Below are 15,874 nucleotides of genomic sequence, written 5' to 3'. Positions count from 1 at the left end.
CGGTCGGACCATGGGAGCAGACGCTGTGCCAGGGGGGCGCGGAGCGAATCCGCCCGACGAGACGCCCGACCTCGCCGACGGTACGAGCCTCGGCGTGACATCCGAGGTCGGCGCACTGCGTGCGGTGCTCTTGCACCGTCCGGGCGACGAGCTGCGCCGGTTGACCCCGCGCAACAACGATCAGCTGCTGTTCGACGGCATTCCATGGGTGGAGCGGGCCCAGCAGGAACACGACATCTTCGCGGGCGTGCTGCGCGAGCGCGGCGTCGAGGTGCTGCTGCTGGCCGAGTTGCTCGCCGAAACCATCGAGGTCAGCGGGGCCGCCCGCATCCAGGGTATTTCCGCGGGAGTGGACGCGCGCAGGCTCGGGCACGCCCTCGCCGACGATCTCGCGGCCTTCCTACGCGGGGTGCCCGCCCACGATCTGGCCGATATCCTCATGGCCGGGATGACCTTCGACGAGCTGCCGTTCGGCCCGGATGCCGCCTCGTTGGTGCGCCGCATGCACCATGGGGCCGATTTCGTCATCGATCCGCTGCCGAATCTGCTGTTCACCAGGGACTCGTCGTTCTGGGTCGGCCCGAGGGTCGCGATCACCTCTCTCGCGCTGCCCGCCCGGATGCGGGAAACCTCGCTCACCGATCTGATCTACGCGTTCCACCCGCGCTTTCTCGGGGTGCGTCGCGCCTACGAATCGCATACCGCGCCCATCGAGGGCGGTGACGTCCTGTTGCTCGCGCCGGGGGTGCTCGCCGTCGGCGTCGGCGAGCGCACCTCGCCCGCCGGTGCGGAAGCCCTGGCGCGCAGCCTTTTCGACGACGAACTCGCCCACACGGTCCTGGTGGTGCCGATCGCGCAGAATCGCGCGACCATGCATCTGGACACGGTGTGCACGATGGTCGACACCGACGCCGTGGTGATGTATCCCGCCGTGCGGGACTCGCTGCTCGCGTTCACGATTCACCGCGAGGACAACTACGGTGGCCGCGGTGACGGCGGCGGGGTGTCCATGCGAGGGCCCGACCCGTTCCTGCCCGCCGCCGCGGAGGCGATGGGTATCGGCAAACTGCGTGTGATCGATACCGGACTGGATGGAGTCACCGCCGAACGGGAACAGTGGGACGACGGCAACAACACCCTGGCGCTGGCGCCCGGGGTGGTCGTCGCCTACGAACGCAACGAAATGACCAATGCGCGACTGATGGACGCGGGCATCGAGGTGCTGCCCGTTCCGGGCTCCGAACTGGGGTCCGGTCGTGGCGGCCCCCGCTGCCTGTCCTGTCCACTCGCCCGTGACGACGTGTGAGCCGCCATGTTCCTGTTCACGATCAACACCGCGTCCCCGGTTCCGCCCTATGAGCAATTGCGCCTCGGCATCATCGCCCGGGTGCGGGCCGGTGAGCTGACAGCGGGCACGAAGATACCGACGGTACGAGCGCTCGCGGCGGAACTCGGCATCGCGCCGAATACGGTGGCGCGCGCCTACCGCGAGCTGGAGGCGGACGGGGTGCTGGAGACCAGGGGCCGACAGGGTTCGTTCATCGCGTCCTCCGGCGACCCGACCAGGGACGCGGCGGGACGGGCGGCGACCGAATACGTCGCGACGATCCGTCGTCTCGGCGTGGATGACGACACCGCCGTGCGCTACGTCAAATCCGCACTCGAATCGAGCTGAGCGTCGTCAGCGCCAGCTCGGTAACCACAGGTGGTCGTGCCAGCTGCTCGGTGTGATGGGATGCGCGACGAGGATCGGCCACAGCCAGATGAAATTCGCGACGACCAGGCCGAGATAGAGGCAGATCGCGAGCAGGGCGAGGCTGCGGCGTTCGCTCGGCAGCGCGGGCAGGAGAGCGCCGGTATGACTTCGGCGTATCGCGAATTCCCTGGCGGGTCCGAGGATATCGCCGAGTACCAGCGCGATACCCATCACCAGGAACGGTGCGAGGGGAACCGCGTAGAAGTAGTACATCTGCCGGTCGAGGGTCAGGAACCAGGGCAGCAGGCCCGCACCGTAACCGACGAGCACGGCGGTGTAGCGCCAGTCGCGGGTGGTGATCGCGCGCCACAGCATCCAGCCGAGGATCGGCAGCGATATCCACCAGATGGCGGGGGTTCCGACGAGCATGACCGCTTTGACGCACTGCGCTTGGCCGCACCCCTGCACATTGGCGTCGGCGTAGTAGTAGAGCATGGGCCGCAGGCCCATCGGCCAGGTCCACGGCTTGGATTCCCACGGGTGGTGGTTTCCCGCCGAATTGGTCAGTCCCTCGTGGAATTGCAGTGATTCGCCGCTGTAGAACCACAGCGAGCGCACCGCGTCGGGCAGGAACGACCAGGTGCCGCCGGTCCCGATCTGATTGCCGACCGCGTACCGGTTCACCCCGGTCTCGCTGGCGAACCATCCCCAGTAGCTCATGAGATAGATCCCGAGCGGGATCACGACCAGCGCGTACAGAGCGGGCCCGATATCGCGCACGGCCGTGCCGAACCACGGCGAGCGCACCCCGTACGCGCGCCGCGCCGCGAGGTCGAAGAAGATGCTGAGCAGCCCGAAGGCGGCGATGAAATAGATACCGGACCATTTGGTGCCGCAGGCGAGCCCGAGCAGGACGCCCGCGCCGAAGCGCCACCACCGCACTCCGAGCCGAGGCCCCCACGGCGTGACACCGATGCGTCCCTCGGCGTCGACCGTCGCCATCCGTTGACGCACCTGGTCGCGATCCACGATCAGACAGCCGAACGCGGCCGTGACGAATAACGCCATGAAGATGTCGAGCATGCCGATGCGCGAGGAGACGAAAGTGACGCCGTCCGCGATGAGCAGGATTCCCGCGATGGCGCCGATCAGCGTGGAACGCGCCATGCGCCGCACGATCCTGATGACGAGCAGCACCAGCACCGTGCCCGCGAGGAACGCGCTGAAACGCCAGCCCCAACTGTTGTAGCCGAAGATCGCCTCGCCGATCGCGATCATCTGCTTGCCGACCGGCGGGTGCACCACGAGGCCATAGCCCGGGTTGTCCTCCACGCCGCCGCCGGTGAGCATCTGCCATGCCTGTGGCGCGTAATGCTTTTCGTCGAAAACCGGGGTGCGCGCGTCGGTGGGACTGTTCAGCAGGAACAACCGTGTCATCGCCGCGACAGCGGTCAGGATCGCGGTGACGATCCAGCCCCGCAGGGTGTCGGTCGGCCCGAAATCGGAGGTCGGCCGGAGCGGGGCGGGGCTCGACCACTGAGGCACAGTCCCGAACGGTGTGCTCGTGCGGGAGGTCACCTGGGTCACGCCCCGATCGTATGCGGTCTCCGTTCGTTGGTCGCGCATCGGTGAGCGCTGTCCGCCGGGCGGCGGGCAAGGGCACGTCCGGCCGTGTGCCTCGGCCACCGGCGTACGTCCGACCGCGCAACGCGCATGAGGCGGACCCGAGTCCGGCGATGCCCACTAGGCTTGGCTCTCGGATCCGGCGATCGCTGGGCGATCCGGTCGAGGCGGGAGTGCGGTGGCGGACGAATCGGCGGCGGACGAATCGGCGGGCGGGGACGCGAGCGGCAGACTGGTGCTGGCGGCGACGCCGATGGGCGATGTCGGCGACGCGTCGCGGCGGCTGTGCGAGGCGCTGGCCACCGCGGATATCGTCGCCGCGGAGGACACCCGCCGCACCAGAGCGCTGGCGAAGGCGCTCGGCGTGGAGATCACCGGCCGCGTGGTGAGTTTCTACGATCACGTGGAGACCGCCCGTATCCCCGCGCTACTCGGCGATATCGAGGGCGGACGGACCGTCCTGCTGGTGACCGACGCGGGGATGCCCTCGGTGAGCGATCCCGGTTATCGCATGGTGGCCGCGTGCGTGGAGCGCGATCTGCCGGTGACCTGCCTGCCCGGCCCATCGGCGGTGACCACCGCGCTGGCCCTGTCCGCGCTGCCGGTCGAACGTTTCTGTTTCGACGGTTTCCCGCCACGTAAATCCGGCGCGCGCCGCGAATGGCTGCGAACCCTCGCCGCCGAATCGCGGGCGTGCGTGTTCTTCGAAGCGCCGCACCGGCTGGCCGACTGCCTGGCCGACGCGGTATCGGTACTCGGCCCGGATCGCCGCGCGGCGGTGTGCCGCGAACTCACCAAGACCTACGAGGAGGTCGTGCGCGGCACCCTCGCCGAACTCGCGGCATGGGCGATGAACGGGGTCCGCGGCGAGATCACCGTGGTACTGGCCGGCGCCGCGCCCGAATCCGCGGACCCGGCCGATCTGGTCACCGAAGTCGAGACCCTCACCGCGAGCGGAATGCGGCTCAAGGACGCGTGCGGCGAGGTGGCGGCGATGGCGGGCGTCTCGCGCCGCGAACTGTACGACGCGGTCCTCTCGGCGCGTTCGGCCGATTAGAGGATGATCGGGTCATGACTTCACTGGAGAAGAAGGCAAAGGTATTTCTCGAGCTGCACCGGCCGGGGGATCCGGCCGTGCTGCCGACAGTATGGGACGCCTGGTCGGCGAACCTCGCGGTATCCGCCGGATTTCCCGCTCTTACGCTCGGGAGTCATCCGGTCTCGGATTCGGTGGGGCGCAGCGACGGCGAGGGTATGACCTTCCTCGAACTGCTGACCCGGGTCCGGCAGGTCACCGACGCCGTCACCGTGCCGGTCTCGGTCGATATCGAATCCGGATACGGACTCGAACCCGCCCAACTCATCGAAGGTCTGCTCGAGGCGGGCGCGGTCGGGCTGAATATCGAGGACACCGTGCACAGCGAGGGCAGGCGGCTGCGCACCGCGCAAGAGCACGCCGATTTCGTGCGCGGCCTGCGTGAATTCGCCGATGCCGCGGGCGTGCACGTCGTCGTCAACGCGCGCACCGACCTGTTCCTGCGCAAGAACGGCGACGAGGCCGACCGGGTCGACCGGGCCATCGCGCGTTTGACGTTGGCGGCCGAGGCGGGCGCGGATGTGCTCTACCCGGTCGGCAGGCATTCGGACGCGGATATGCGCCGCCTGACCGCCGAATTGCCGTTGCCTGTCAACGCGATCGGTATCCCGGCTACCTCCGATAAGGCCGAACTCGCCGCCCAGGGCGTCGCGCGGATCAGTTTCGGGCCCTACCTCCAGTTCGCGCTGGCGGAGGAGGCCAATCGGCTGCTCGACCGCTGGAAATAGGCCACGACGGATGACGCCGACGTACGCGGTACGTCGGCGTCATCCGGAACCGCTGGGCCTAGACCTCTTTTGGGCCTAAACCTCTTTGGGCTCCACGTAGCGCGGATACACCGGCGCGGGCGCGGGCAGGGCGACACCGGGTGTCAGCGGCGTCGCGATATCGGCGAAGGCGCGATTCTGCTGGGCGAGCAGATCCAGGATCTTCGCCGCGGAACCCGGCATCACCGGTTGGACCAGGATCGCGACGATCCTGACCACCTCGAGGGTCACGTACAGAACGGTCGCCATCCGCGCCAGATCCGCCTCGGTACCCGATTTGCGCAAAGCCCACGGCTGCTGGGCGGAGAAGTACCTGTTCGTCTCGCCCAGGGTCAGCCAGATCGCTTCCAGCGCGAGATGCATCTGCTGGGCGTCGAATTCGGCGCGGCAACGGTCGAGCAGGGAATTCGCGCGATCGAGCAGCGCCCGATCTTCCTCGGTGAATTCACCCGGGATCGGCACCGCGGCATCGCAATTCTTGTTCACCATGGTGAGGCTGCGCTGCACCAGATTGCCGAATTCGTTGGCGAGGTCGGCATTGATCCGGCCGACGATGGCCTCGTGGCTGTAGCTGCCGTCCTGCCCGTAGGAGATCTCACGCAGCAGGAAGAAGCGCACCGCGTCCAGGCCGTATTCCTCGACGAGTTCGAGCGGGTCGACCACATTGCCGACCGACTTCGACATCTTCTCGCCCTTGTTGTACAGGAACCCGTGCACGAAAACGCGTTTCGGCAATTCCACACCGGCCGACATCAGGAAGGCGGGCCAGTAGACGGTGTGGAAGCGAGTGATGTCCTTGCCGATGATGTGCACGTCCGCGGGCCAGAACTTCTGGAACGCGGCGGATTCCGTATCCGGGAAGCCGACGCCGGTGATGTAGTTGGTCAGCGCGTCCACCCAGACGTACATCACGTGATCGGGGTGGCCCGGCACCGGAACGCCCCAGTCGAACGTGGTGCGGGAGATGGACAGATCCTTCAGGCCCGCCTTGACGTAGCTGACGATTTCGTTGCGCCGCGTTGCGGGCGCGATGAATTCCGGATGCTCCTCGTACAGGGCGAGCAATCTGTCCTGGTACTGCGACAGTTTGAAGAAGTAGTTGGACTCCTCGGTCCATTCGACCGGCGTCCTGGTTTCGGTGGAGAGCCTGGTGCCGTCCTCGAGGACGGTGGTCTCCTCGTCGGTGTAGAACGCTTCGTCGCGCACCGAGTACCAGCCCGAGTAGTTGCCCAGGTAGATGTCGCCGCTGGCGAGCATCCGCTCCCAGATCTCCACACTCGCGACCTGGTGATCTTCGTCGGTGGTGCGGATGAAGCGATCGAAGGAGATGTCGAGCGTCTTGTCCAGCGTCTCGAATACGTCCGAATTGCGCGTCGCCAGTTCCTCGACGGGCACGCCCTCGGCGACCGCGGCCTGCTGCATCTTCTGGCCGTGCTCGTCGGTGCCGGTCAGGAAGAACACGTCGTATCCGTCGAGCCGTTTGAACCGGGCGATGGCGTCCGAGGAGATGTACTCGTAGGCATGCCCGATATGCGGCGCACCGTTGGGATACGCGATGGCCGTGGTGATGTAGAACGCGGGGCGCTCGTCGGTGTCGGTGGATCGCTCGCTTCGCTCGCTCATGGTGTGTCTACTGTAATGCGCGTGCATCCAGCCGCTCGATCGAATATCCCCGCTTGCGCGCCGCCGCTGCCCCGAGGTCGCCGATGAGCGCGAATCGGCCCGCTCCCGATCTGCCGGAACCGCTGGAGCCGCTGGTCGATGCCCATACCCACCTGGACGCCTGCGGTGCGACGGATGCCGATTCGGTCGCGGTGATGGCCGATCGCGCGGCCTCGGTCGGGGTCGGAACCATCGTCACCGTCGCCGACGATCTGGCCGCCGCGCAGTGGGCCGTGCGCGCCGCCCACTGGGATTCGCGGGTGTACGCCGCGGTGGCATTGCACCCGACCCGGGCCAACGCCCTCGACGACGATGCCATGGCCGAATTGGAGCGTCTGGCCGCTGATCCGCGGGTGGTCGCGGTGGGTGAGACCGGGCTGGATTACTACTGGCCGGGCAAATTGGAGGGCTGCGCCGATATCGAGACTCAGGTCGAGGGTTTTCGCTGGCATATCGATCTGGCGAAACGGCTGCGCAAACCGCTGATGATCCACAATCGCGAGGCCGACCACGATCTGCTCACCGTGCTGCTGGACGAGGGCGCGCCATCGAAGGTGATCTTCCACTGCTTCTCGTCGGATACGAATATGGCGTTGGCGTGTGTGGACGAGGGATACTTCCTCAGCTTTTCCGGAACGGTCAGCTTCCGCAACGCGCACGAATTGCGCGAGGCCGCCACGGTGGTGCCCGTCGAGCAGATCCTGGTGGAAACGGACGCGCCCTACCTGACGCCGCATCCGTTCCGCGGCGCGCCGAACGAACCGTATTGCCTGCCGTACACCGTGCGCGCACTGGCCGAATTGCGGGAGCAGGATCCGTTCGAGTTGGCGGAACTCACCACGCTCAATGCCAGGCGGGTCTACCGAATCTGAGGAATTCACGCGATACCCGCGTGGAAATCGAGCTACCCGCCATGTGTTCTATGTCACTTTCGTGAACCCGATTCGTGATTTACCTGCGGCGTCGAGATGTGTTCGTGATACCGGTATGGACTGCTCGCGTGTCATCGCTTGTCGACCCCGCCCGCCTTCGTTATCGTACTGTGACCATGTCCCACTTCGTGCATATCAATCGGTCCCGATCGCCGCTGCTCTACGCGGCGATCGCGGCGCTGCTGATGACACTGATCGTGGGTGCGGCGATGGCGATCGTGAACCGCAAGACGGTCACGGTCGTGGTGGACGGCGAGAAGTACACGCAGACCACCATGTCGCGCAATGTCGCGGGACTGCTGCGCACCGCCGGCTTCGATATCTCCGACCGCGATCTGGTGCGCCCGAATCCGGCCGCCGCGCTCGTCGACGGCGCGACGATCGTCTTCAACCGCGCCAGGCAGATCACGCTGACGGTGGACGGCAAGGCGCAGAAGGTCTGGACCACCGGCCTGACCGCGGGCGAAGCCCTCGAACAGCTGAAGATCCCGTCCGACAACTTCGTCTCGCCCGCGCGCGACGAACGGCTGCCGCTGGCGGGCGCCGCGCTGCGGGTATCCAGCCCGCGCACCATTTCGCTGCTCGACGGTGTCGGCAACTTCGTCGACGTCCGCCTCGCCGCGCCGACGGTCGGCGAATTCCTCGCGGTCGCCGGCATCCCGCTCATCGAGCAGGACAGCGTGGAACCGGCCGCCGACACCCCGCTCACCGAGGGGATCAAGGTGGTGGTGACCCGCAAGCGGATCGAGAAGCGCGTCGAGACGATGCCGCTGGATCCGCCGGAGCACGTCATCGAGGACGTCACCATGAATATGAGCCGCACCATCGTGGAGAGTTCGGGTGCGCCCGGCGTCCAGGACGTCACCTTCGCGGTCACCATGCTCAACGGCCGCGAAGTCGGCAGGGAACCGATCGCCAATGCGGTCACCACGCCCGCGCAGCCGAAGACCGTACGCAAGGGCGCCAAGCCGGGTACCGAGGTGCCCCCGGTGCGCGACGGCGAGATCTGGGACGCGCTCGCCCGCTGCGAATCGACCGGCAACTGGTCGATCAACACCGGCAACGGCTACTACGGCGGTATCCAGTTCGACCAGAGCACCTGGGAACGTCAGGGCGGAACGCGCTACGCTCCCCGCGCCGATCTCGCCACCAGGGAAGAGCAGATCGCGATCGCCGAAGTCACCCGCGCCCGCCAGGGCTGGGGCGCCTGGCCCGCCTGCACCGGACGCCTCGGCCTGGGGTAGTCGGGCCTCGGGAGTCCGCGACATTCGCGACGCCGCGGACTTGGTAGGTTCTTCGGGTGTCCGAACCCGATACCTCCGTGCGTGGGAGCGCCGCATTGCTCGGCCCCGCCGAGGTGCGGACGCTGGCGGAGCGCTTCGGGATACGTCCGACCAAACAACTCGGGCAGAATTTCGTGCACGACGGCAATACGGTGCGGCGGATCGTCGCCGCCGCCGGTGTCGGGCGCGCGGACACCGTACTCGAGGTGGGGCCCGGGCTCGGGTCGCTGACCCTCGCGCTGCTCGACGTGGTGGATTCGGTGGTTGCCGTCGAAATCGATCCGGTTCTCGCGCGACATCTTCCGGTCACCGTGGCCGACCGTGCGCCGGAACTGGCCGAACGCCTGCGGGTGGTCGAAGCCGACGCGATGCGGGTGGCCGCGACGGATCTGCCCGCGGTGCCGACCGCGTTGGTCGCCAATCTGCCGTACAACGTCGCGGTTCCGGTACTGCTGCATCTGCTCGCCGAACTTCCCAGCCTCACCACGTCTTTGGTGATGGTGCAGGCCGAGGTAGCGGACCGGCTCGCCGCCGAACCCGGCAATCGCGTCTACGGTGTGCCCAGCGTCAAGGCCGGTTTCTTCGGCACCGTGCGCCGTGCGGGCGCGGTGGGCACCCAGGTCTTCTGGCCGGTGCCGCGCGTGGAATCGGGACTGGTCCGCGTCGAGCGCTACGCCGAACCGCCGTGGCCGATGGACCACGAACACCGTCGCCGCGTTTTCGCCGTCGTCGACGCCGCCTTCGCGCAACGCCGAAAGACCCTGCGCGCGGCTCTCGCCGGTTGGGCGGGATCGGCGCCGGAAGCCGAACGCAGGCTGATCGCGGCCGGGATCGCCCCCACTGCCCGCGGTGAGACTCTCGACACCGCGGCTTTCGTCCGCCTCGCCGCGCAATCCTGAACCTCGTTGCGGCGAAACCAACTGTGGATAACCGACTTTTGTCATTTACTTCGACCGGCCGACGGCGGCGGTCCCGCCGACCGGTTCGCGGAACAGCCTCTCGCGCTACGAGCTAGCGTCAGTGCAGTTCAAGGCGTCGATCGGGCGATGCGATCGAATGTCGTCCACCGCAGATCTCAGCGGTGAGCACCGTCGGTGTCGTGGCCGTCACCGGATGTGGATGGGCCTGTGAGTTTTTCGGAGCCCTCCGCCGCGGCGGTGAATTCCGCGGCGAACCCCAGCCGGTCCCGCATCAGACGGCGACCTCGTACCCTGCCTCGTCCACGGCGGCGGTGATAGCGGCGTCGGTGACGGGTTCGGTGCTGTCCACGCGGACGGCGCCGGTCGCGAGATCGACGTCGACCGAGGTCACCCCGTCGATCTTGCCGATCTCCGTCTTGACGGAACTGACGCAATGTCCGCAGGTCATGCCCTTGACGGTGTAGGTGGTTGTGGCCATCTCCGACTCCTTCGCTCGTCATCGATTATACGGTCCGGGGGTATCCGGACGTTCACAACATACCCCCTAAGGGTATTCGGTGCAAGGCTGGTGTCCGCGGCCCGGCGTCGCAGCACTGACGCCGCGATCCCTCGCCACCGTGGTCACCGAATCACGACCGGCAGATGAACGGCTCATATCGGGGCGCGACGAGTGTCGTAGCCACCCATTAGGCTTGACCACCGTGTTGTCAGTAGTGCCAGGTCCCATCATCGTGCGCGCGCCGTCGAAGGTGAATCTCCACCTCGGAGTCGGCGACCTGCGCGCGGACGGCTATCACGATCTGACGACCGTCTTCCAGGCCCTATCGTTGAGCGACGATCTGCAGATCTCCCCGTCCGCGGTGTTGAGTGTGCGCGTCACCGGCGAGGGCGCGGCGCAGGTGCCGACCGATCGCACCAATCTGGTCTGGAAGGTCGCGGTGCGACTGGCGCACCTGGCGGGCCGCGCACCCCTGGTGGAGATCGCCATCACCAAGGGCATTCCGGTGGCGGGCGGTATGGCGGGCGGCAGCGCGGACGCCGCCGCCGCGCTGGTCGGGCTGAACGAACTCTGGGAACTCGGGCTCTCCCGCGACGAATTGGCCGCCATCGCCGCGGAAATCGGCAGTGATGTGCCCTTCTCGCTACACGGAGGCACCGCGCTGGGCACCGGCCGCGGCGAGCGGCTGCTTCCCGTGCTGTCCCGCAATACCTTTCATTGGGTGCTCGCCCTCGCCAAGGGCGGATTATCGACCCCCTCCGTCTTCGCGGAACTGGATCGGCTGCGGGACAACGGCGATCCGCCCCGGCTGGGCGAGCCGCAGGAGTTGATGCAGGCGCTGGCCTCGGGAGATCCGAAGCAGTTGGCCCCGTTACTCGGTAACGACCTGCAGGCGGCGGCGCTGTCGCTGAAGCCGGAACTGCGCCGCACCCTGCGCGCGGGAGTCACGGCGGGCGCGCTGGCCGGAATCGTGTCGGGTTCGGGGCCAACCTGCGCGTTCCTCTGTGACGGTGCGGATTCCGCCATCGCGGTCGCGGCGGAACTCGCCGGTGCGGGTGTCGCGCGTAGTGTGCGCACCGCCAGTGGCCCGGTTCCCGGCGCGCGCGTGATCGGCGGCGAGGTGCAGCCCAAGCGCTGAGCGCGAGCCGTCGCCGCTGTTCACGCGATGATGTCGGCCGAGTCGGTCCGCACCCGTGATCGGCCGAAAACCGGACATGGCGGGCGAGCTACGCTTGCTCGGGCACGCACCGCGCTGCCTGCGCGACCTTCGGAAGGATCCATGTCCAACCTGATCAACCTCGAACAGGTGTCCAAGAGCTTCGGCATCGCCCCGCTCCTGGACAATGTGTCGCTGGGTGTGCACGCTGGTGAGCGAATCGGTGTCGTCGGCCTGAACGGCGGCGGTAAGACCACGCTGCTCGAGGTGCTGACCGGGATCGAGGAACCGGACTCGGGCCGGGTGAGCCGGGTCGGCGGGCTGCGCGTAGCCGTGGTCACCCAGCGCGGGGTGCTGCCCGCCGGAGCGACGGTGGGGTCGGTGGTGCTGGCTGGCCTGGCCGACGACCAGAAGGGTGATGGTTTCGGCGGCTCCGGCGATCTCGCCGAACACGAGTGGGCCTCGAATCCGCGTATCCGCACGGTGATGGATGGCATCGGTATCGATGGCCTCGGCTTGGACACCTCGATCGACAATCTCTCCGGTGGTGAGCGTCGCCGGGTCGCACTGGCCGCCGCGCTGGTGCGCGACCTCGACCTCCTCGTCCTGGACGAGCCGACGAACCACCTCGACGTCGAAGGTGTGCAATGGCTGGCCCAGCATCTGCTCGCCCGGCGTAGCGCGCTCGTCGTCGTCACGCACGATCGCTGGTTCCTCGACACCGTCGCCACCAACACCTGGGAGGTCGTCGGCGGCAAGGTCGAAAGTTACGAGGGCGGATACGGCGACTGGATCTTCGCCAGGGCCGAACGTGCCAGGCAGGCCGACGCGAGCGAGGCGCGCCGCAGCAATCTGGCGCGCAAGGAATTGGCCTGGTTGCGCCGCGGCGCGCGGGCGCGGACGTCCAAGCCGCGCTACCGGGTCGAAGCGGCCGAAGCCCTGATCGCCGACGTGCCGCCGCCGCGTGACAGCGTGTCGCTGGCCGCGTTCGCCCGCAAACGCCTCGGCCGCGTGGTGATCGAGTTGGAGGACACCACCCTCACCACCCCGGACGGGCGGGAGTTGGTGCGCGATCTGACCTGGCGTCTCGCGCCGGGGGAGCGGGTCGGCCTGGTCGGTGTCAACGGTTCGGGGAAGACGACACTGTTGCGCGCGCTGGCTGGCGAAGTGGAACCCGCCGCGGGCAAACGGATTCAGGGCCAGACCGTGCAGATCGGCTGGCTGCGACAGGAACTCGACGATCTGCCCGTCGATATGCGGGTGCTGGAGGCGGTGCAGCAGGTCGCGCAGCGAATCATGCTGGGCGACAAGGAGATCTCCGCCGGTCAATTGGCCGAACGGCTCGGATTCACCCCCGCGCGCCAGCGCACCCCGGTCGGCGACCTGTCCGGCGGCGAACGCAGGCGACTCCAGCTGACCCGCATCCTCATGGCCGAGCCGAATGTGCTGCTGCTCGACGAGCCGACCAACGATCTCGATATCGACACCCTCCAGCAGCTGGAGGATCTGCTCGACAACTGGGCGGGCACGCTGGTCGTCATCAGCCACGATCGCTATCTGATCGAGCGCATCGCGGATTCGACCTGGGCGCTGTTCGGCGACGGCAAACTGACCAACCTGCCCGGCGGTATCGATGAATACCTGAAAAAGCGCGCGGCCCAAGGACATACCCAGGTCGGGGCGGCGGGCAAACCCGCCGCCGCGGCGACCGACTCGGCTGCCTACCGCGCGGCCCGCAAGGAACTGTCCAAGCTCGAACGCGCCATCGACAAGCTCACCGAACGCGAGCGCACACTGCATACGGCACTGGCCGACGCCGCCACCGAGCCGGATAAACTCGTCGCGCTCGGCGCCGAACTCAAACAGGTCCTCGCGGAGAAGGAAACCGCCGAGGAGCGCTGGCTGGAATTGGCCGACGAGTCCTGAGTCAGCTGGTGCCGGAGGCGCGGCCGTCCTGCACGACCACGGGTAAGCAGGTTTGCACGAAGTCCGCGCCGAATCCGGTGAGCACGATGCTGCGGTAGTACACCTTGGTCCCGAATCCGGAGCGTTTCAGCACTTCTCGTACCGGCGACTGCGCCTCGAGGATCTGGTAGCGGTTCGGATTTCCGACCGGCTCGCGCGCGAAGTCGATCAACCCGAGCCTGCGCAGGTTGGGCAGATACTGCTGGATCCGGTTGGGGAACCGCAGCGCGGCGTGGTCGCCGATCAGGTTGAGTCCGGAGACGACCCGTTCGACGCCGAGGCCGCGGGGACGTCCGTTGCGGATATCGATGGAAGGTTGCGGGCCGTCCAGGTGCAGGAAACGCAGGATGCGTGCCTCGTCGGGGGTCAGGTCCGCCAGCATGCGCGCGAAGGCCGGGTGGATCTCCTGTACCTCGGCGTGGGTGCTCGCGGACAGTCGCAGCAGTTCCGCGCCCTGTTCGCGCAGCGTCGGCACCTCGGCGGCGTCGCCGGCGGCCGGTGCGCCCGGCAGGCCGAGGGCTTTGCGCACCGCGCCCTTGAATTCGGCCTCGGCTTCGGCGAGCACCTCTCGCGTCGGCGTGCCCGCCATACTGCCCCGCACGACCGTGGAGCCAACCCCGAGGGCGGTGTCGACGCTCCACGCGGTCACCGCGCCCGCGGCGGAGACCGCTACCTTGGCGACACCGGTTGCCGCTCGCACGGTCTGGCGGGGAGTGGGAAGGGCGCGTCCGCGCCTCGCGTCGGGTAACTCGACCGCGCCGATCGGCCGTCGCGCGATCTCCGAGGAGAACTGGGTGGGCTGAGCTGGCTCGGAGGGCTCGACGGCCTCGGTATCCTCGCCGCCGTCCGCATCCGTCATAGCCATGTCGTCGCCACTCCCGTTCCGAAGATCAGAATGTGAGCGTATCCGGCGAAGAGCCCCAGCACACCGCCATGCAGAAAAAGGAGCCATTCGTCCTGTTTGATGGCCGCACGCAACATGTCGACGAAGTCGTTGGGTGAGAGCGCCGACATCTGTTTGGCGATGTAGTCGTTGATCTGTCTGCCCTGCCGGATGTTGAACTCCGGGTCGGCGAAGGCGATCGGGGCGATCGACATGGCCTCGGTGGTCAGCGTCGACTGCAACGAGTCGTATTCGCGGCTGCCCAGCATGAACTTGACCGCGGGCCTCGCCGCGCCGAGCGCACGGTCGGCGGCGGGGCGCAGGGTGTCCTCCAGCATCTGCATGGTGCGGTCCGAGCGCGGGCCGTTGAGCAACTCGTCACCGATATTGGCGACGGTCATCACCTGGCTCGACACCAGTTCGGCGTAGCCCGCGGTGATCTCGTCCTGCCGTTTGATGAGCAGACCCTGCCGCCACGGGCACCACCACTTCGGGTAGGCGGGCGCGAAGATCATATTGAGGCCGACATAGTTGACCACCCAGCCGATGATCACACCGCCGACCGGCAATACCACCAGCGTCGACCAGCCCGTCAGATGCAGGATGCCGACCAGCGCCACACCCATCGGCGCGCCGAAGTAGAAACCGAAATTCTGCATGAACCGCAGTTCCTTCGCGCCCAGCACCTGGAACAGCGTATTGAGCAGGTGCGGCCGGGCCTGGAAGTAGCGGATCACCATTTGCTTGACATCGATGAGCTGGTCGATATTCGCGCCGAGTTCATCGGTCAGTTCCCGGAGTATCTCCGGAAGTTGCTGTTTGACGCGGGCGTGCACCATCTCGCGCACCTGCGTCGGCAGGTTGTACCACAACTGCGGATGTTCACGCCGCAGGATTTCTTCGACGATGTCCTGGATCTGCGCGTCGGCGATGGTCGTCAGATGTTCGGCGAGTCTGTCCGGCTCCAACTCCCGATAGAAGTCCGCGACGCTGCCGAGTTTGGCCAGACCTTTGTCGACGGCGATGCTCGCCATTTTGTCCGCACGCGACGGCACGATGCCCTGCCAGCCGATTCGCCCGTCGTAACTCAGCAGTGGAAGAACCTGAATACGCTTGGGCAGGAACGGGAAAACCGCACGGAGACCGGGGAGCCGGACCCCGTGGAAAGCGATCGGCTTGAACAGCATCAGGATGCCGGTCCAGTTGGTGATGTAACCGATGACGCCTGTGAAAAGCGGAATGGTCACAAGCTCGATAAGGATTGTCGGATGGATTCCGAAAATGCTCTCCAACACGACACCCTCCTGCCGATACACCGGTGGTCCGCCGCCTCACCGGCACCCCAAACTAGCACCCCTGGCCGTGGCGGACCCCATTGTGCGGCGCCGAGCC

At 67.2% G+C, this 15,874-nt stretch carries 14 protein-coding genes; 9 read left to right on the top strand and 5 right to left on the bottom strand.

Features of this window, described 5'->3' with window-relative positions; all coding sequences use genetic code 11:
* The first annotated feature begins 10 nt into the window (after positions 1–10).
* Together ABZS43_RS23195 and ABZS43_RS23190 are read left to right on the top strand one after the other, a co-directional pair.
* A complete protein-coding gene (locus ABZS43_RS23195) occupies positions 11–1,306 on the top strand; it encodes an arginine deiminase (RefSeq protein WP_355038024.1) in 1,296 nt (431 codons plus the stop codon).
* Positions 1,307–1,312: 6 nt separating this feature from the next.
* Positions 1,313–1,675, top strand: a complete 363-nt coding sequence (locus tag ABZS43_RS23190; RefSeq protein WP_355038023.1) for a GntR family transcriptional regulator — start codon at positions 1,313–1,315, stop codon at positions 1,673–1,675.
* A gap of 6 nt (positions 1,676–1,681) precedes the next feature.
* Here ABZS43_RS23190 and ABZS43_RS23185 read toward each other — a convergent pair whose 3' ends face one another.
* Positions 1,682–3,283 carry a phospholipid carrier-dependent glycosyltransferase gene (locus ABZS43_RS23185; protein WP_355038022.1) on the bottom strand — a complete coding sequence of 534 codons (1,602 nt, stop codon included), beginning with the start codon at positions 3,281–3,283 and terminating at the stop codon, positions 1,682–1,684.
* Between the two features lie 214 nt (positions 3,284–3,497).
* Here ABZS43_RS23185 and rsmI point away from each other — a divergent pair, with 214 nt between their 5' ends.
* Both rsmI and ABZS43_RS23175 read left to right on the top strand, forming a co-directional pair.
* Positions 3,498–4,376 (top strand): 16S rRNA (cytidine(1402)-2'-O)-methyltransferase, encoded by an 879-nt coding sequence (gene rsmI / locus ABZS43_RS23180; RefSeq protein WP_355038021.1) that lies wholly within the window; start codon positions 3,498–3,500, stop codon positions 4,374–4,376.
* Positions 4,377–4,390: 14 nt separating this feature from the next.
* Entirely contained in the window at positions 4,391–5,143 is a 753-nt protein-coding gene (locus ABZS43_RS23175; RefSeq protein ID WP_355038020.1) for an isocitrate lyase/phosphoenolpyruvate mutase family protein, read from the top strand.
* Positions 5,144–5,218: 75 nt separating this feature from the next.
* Here the strand turns inward: ABZS43_RS23175 and metG are convergent, their stop codons facing one another.
* Complete coding sequence (gene metG, locus ABZS43_RS23170; protein WP_355038019.1) at positions 5,219–6,805, bottom strand: methionine--tRNA ligase; 1,587 nt, start codon at positions 6,803–6,805, stop codon at positions 5,219–5,221.
* Positions 6,806–6,888: 83 nt separating this feature from the next.
* Here metG and ABZS43_RS23165 point away from each other — a divergent pair, with 83 nt between their 5' ends.
* The 3 genes from ABZS43_RS23165 to rsmA all read left to right on the top strand — a co-directional run bounded on the left by ABZS43_RS23165 (position 6,889) and on the right by rsmA (position 9,958).
* Positions 6,889–7,716, top strand: coding sequence for a TatD family hydrolase (locus ABZS43_RS23165; RefSeq protein WP_355038018.1), 828 nt, complete (start codon positions 6,889–6,891; stop codon positions 7,714–7,716).
* A 176-nt stretch (positions 7,717–7,892) separates the two neighbouring features.
* Positions 7,893–9,020, top strand: a complete 1,128-nt coding sequence (locus ABZS43_RS23160; RefSeq protein ID WP_355038107.1) for a transglycosylase family protein — start codon at positions 7,893–7,895, stop codon at positions 9,018–9,020.
* Positions 9,021–9,076: 56 nt separating this feature from the next.
* Positions 9,077–9,958, top strand: coding sequence for a 16S rRNA (adenine(1518)-N(6)/adenine(1519)-N(6))-dimethyltransferase RsmA (gene rsmA / locus ABZS43_RS23155; protein WP_355038017.1), 882 nt, complete (start codon positions 9,077–9,079; stop codon positions 9,956–9,958).
* 292 nt (positions 9,959–10,250) lie between these two features.
* Here the strand turns inward: rsmA and ABZS43_RS23150 are convergent, their stop codons facing one another.
* Positions 10,251–10,457 carry a copper ion binding protein gene (locus tag ABZS43_RS23150; protein ID WP_355038016.1) on the bottom strand — a complete coding sequence of 69 codons (207 nt, stop codon included), beginning with the start codon at positions 10,455–10,457 and terminating at the stop codon, positions 10,251–10,253.
* Between the two features lie 223 nt (positions 10,458–10,680).
* On the opposite strand from ABZS43_RS23150, the gene ABZS43_RS23145 reads away from it, so the two are divergent.
* Complete coding sequence (locus ABZS43_RS23145) at positions 10,681–11,616, top strand: 4-(cytidine 5'-diphospho)-2-C-methyl-D-erythritol kinase (protein WP_355038015.1); 936 nt, start codon at positions 10,681–10,683, stop codon at positions 11,614–11,616.
* 141 nt (positions 11,617–11,757) lie between these two features.
* Positions 11,758–13,560 carry an ABC-F family ATP-binding cassette domain-containing protein gene (locus ABZS43_RS23140; RefSeq protein WP_355038014.1) on the top strand — a complete coding sequence of 601 codons (1,803 nt, stop codon included), beginning with the start codon at positions 11,758–11,760 and terminating at the stop codon, positions 13,558–13,560.
* A gap of 1 nt (position 13,561) precedes the next feature.
* Here ABZS43_RS23140 and ABZS43_RS23135 read toward each other — a convergent pair whose 3' ends face one another.
* Together ABZS43_RS23135 and ABZS43_RS23130 are read right to left on the bottom strand one after the other, a co-directional pair.
* Complete coding sequence (locus ABZS43_RS23135) at positions 13,562–14,464, bottom strand: Abi-alpha family protein (RefSeq protein ID WP_355038013.1); 903 nt, start codon at positions 14,462–14,464, stop codon at positions 13,562–13,564.
* Positions 14,455–15,777 carry a hypothetical protein gene (locus ABZS43_RS23130; RefSeq protein WP_355038012.1) on the bottom strand — a complete coding sequence of 441 codons (1,323 nt, stop codon included), beginning with the start codon at positions 15,775–15,777 and terminating at the stop codon, positions 14,455–14,457. The genes ABZS43_RS23135 and ABZS43_RS23130 overlap by 10 nt, the downstream gene beginning before the upstream one ends.
* Between the last annotated feature and the right edge of the window lie 97 nt (positions 15,778–15,874).

The sequence above is a fragment of the Nocardia sp. NPDC005366 genome, assembly GCF_040606855.1.
Taxonomy (GTDB): Bacteria; Actinomycetota; Actinomycetes; order Mycobacteriales; family Mycobacteriaceae; genus Nocardia.
Note: the sequence above shows the minus strand (reverse complement) of the source record. Positions and strands in the feature narration are given on the sequence as shown.

Excerpts from the sequence above, each read along its gene's own strand:
- ABZS43_RS23175 (WP_355038020.1), top strand. The coding sequence starts at position 4,391 with ATGACTTCACTGGAGAAGAAGGCAAAGGTATTTCTCGAGCTGCACCGG.
- ABZS43_RS23150 (WP_355038016.1), bottom strand. The coding sequence starts at position 10,457 with ATGGCCACAACCACCTACACCGTCAAGGGCATGACCTGCGGACATTGC.
- ABZS43_RS23160 (WP_355038107.1), top strand. The coding sequence starts at position 7,893 with ATGTCCCACTTCGTGCATATCAATCGGTCCCGATCGCCGCTGCTCTAC.
- ABZS43_RS23190 (WP_355038023.1), top strand. The coding sequence starts at position 1,313 with ATGTTCCTGTTCACGATCAACACCGCGTCCCCGGTTCCGCCCTATGAG.
- ABZS43_RS23135 (WP_355038013.1), bottom strand. The coding sequence starts at position 14,464 with ATGGCTATGACGGATGCGGACGGCGGCGAGGATACCGAGGCCGTCGAG.
- metG (WP_355038019.1), bottom strand. The coding sequence starts at position 6,805 with ATGAGCGAGCGAAGCGAGCGATCCACCGACACCGACGAGCGCCCCGCG.
- ABZS43_RS23195 (WP_355038024.1), top strand. The coding sequence starts at position 11 with ATGGGAGCAGACGCTGTGCCAGGGGGGCGCGGAGCGAATCCGCCCGAC.
- ABZS43_RS23140 (WP_355038014.1), top strand. The coding sequence starts at position 11,758 with ATGTCCAACCTGATCAACCTCGAACAGGTGTCCAAGAGCTTCGGCATC.
- ABZS43_RS23165 (WP_355038018.1), top strand. The coding sequence starts at position 6,889 with ATGAGCGCGAATCGGCCCGCTCCCGATCTGCCGGAACCGCTGGAGCCG.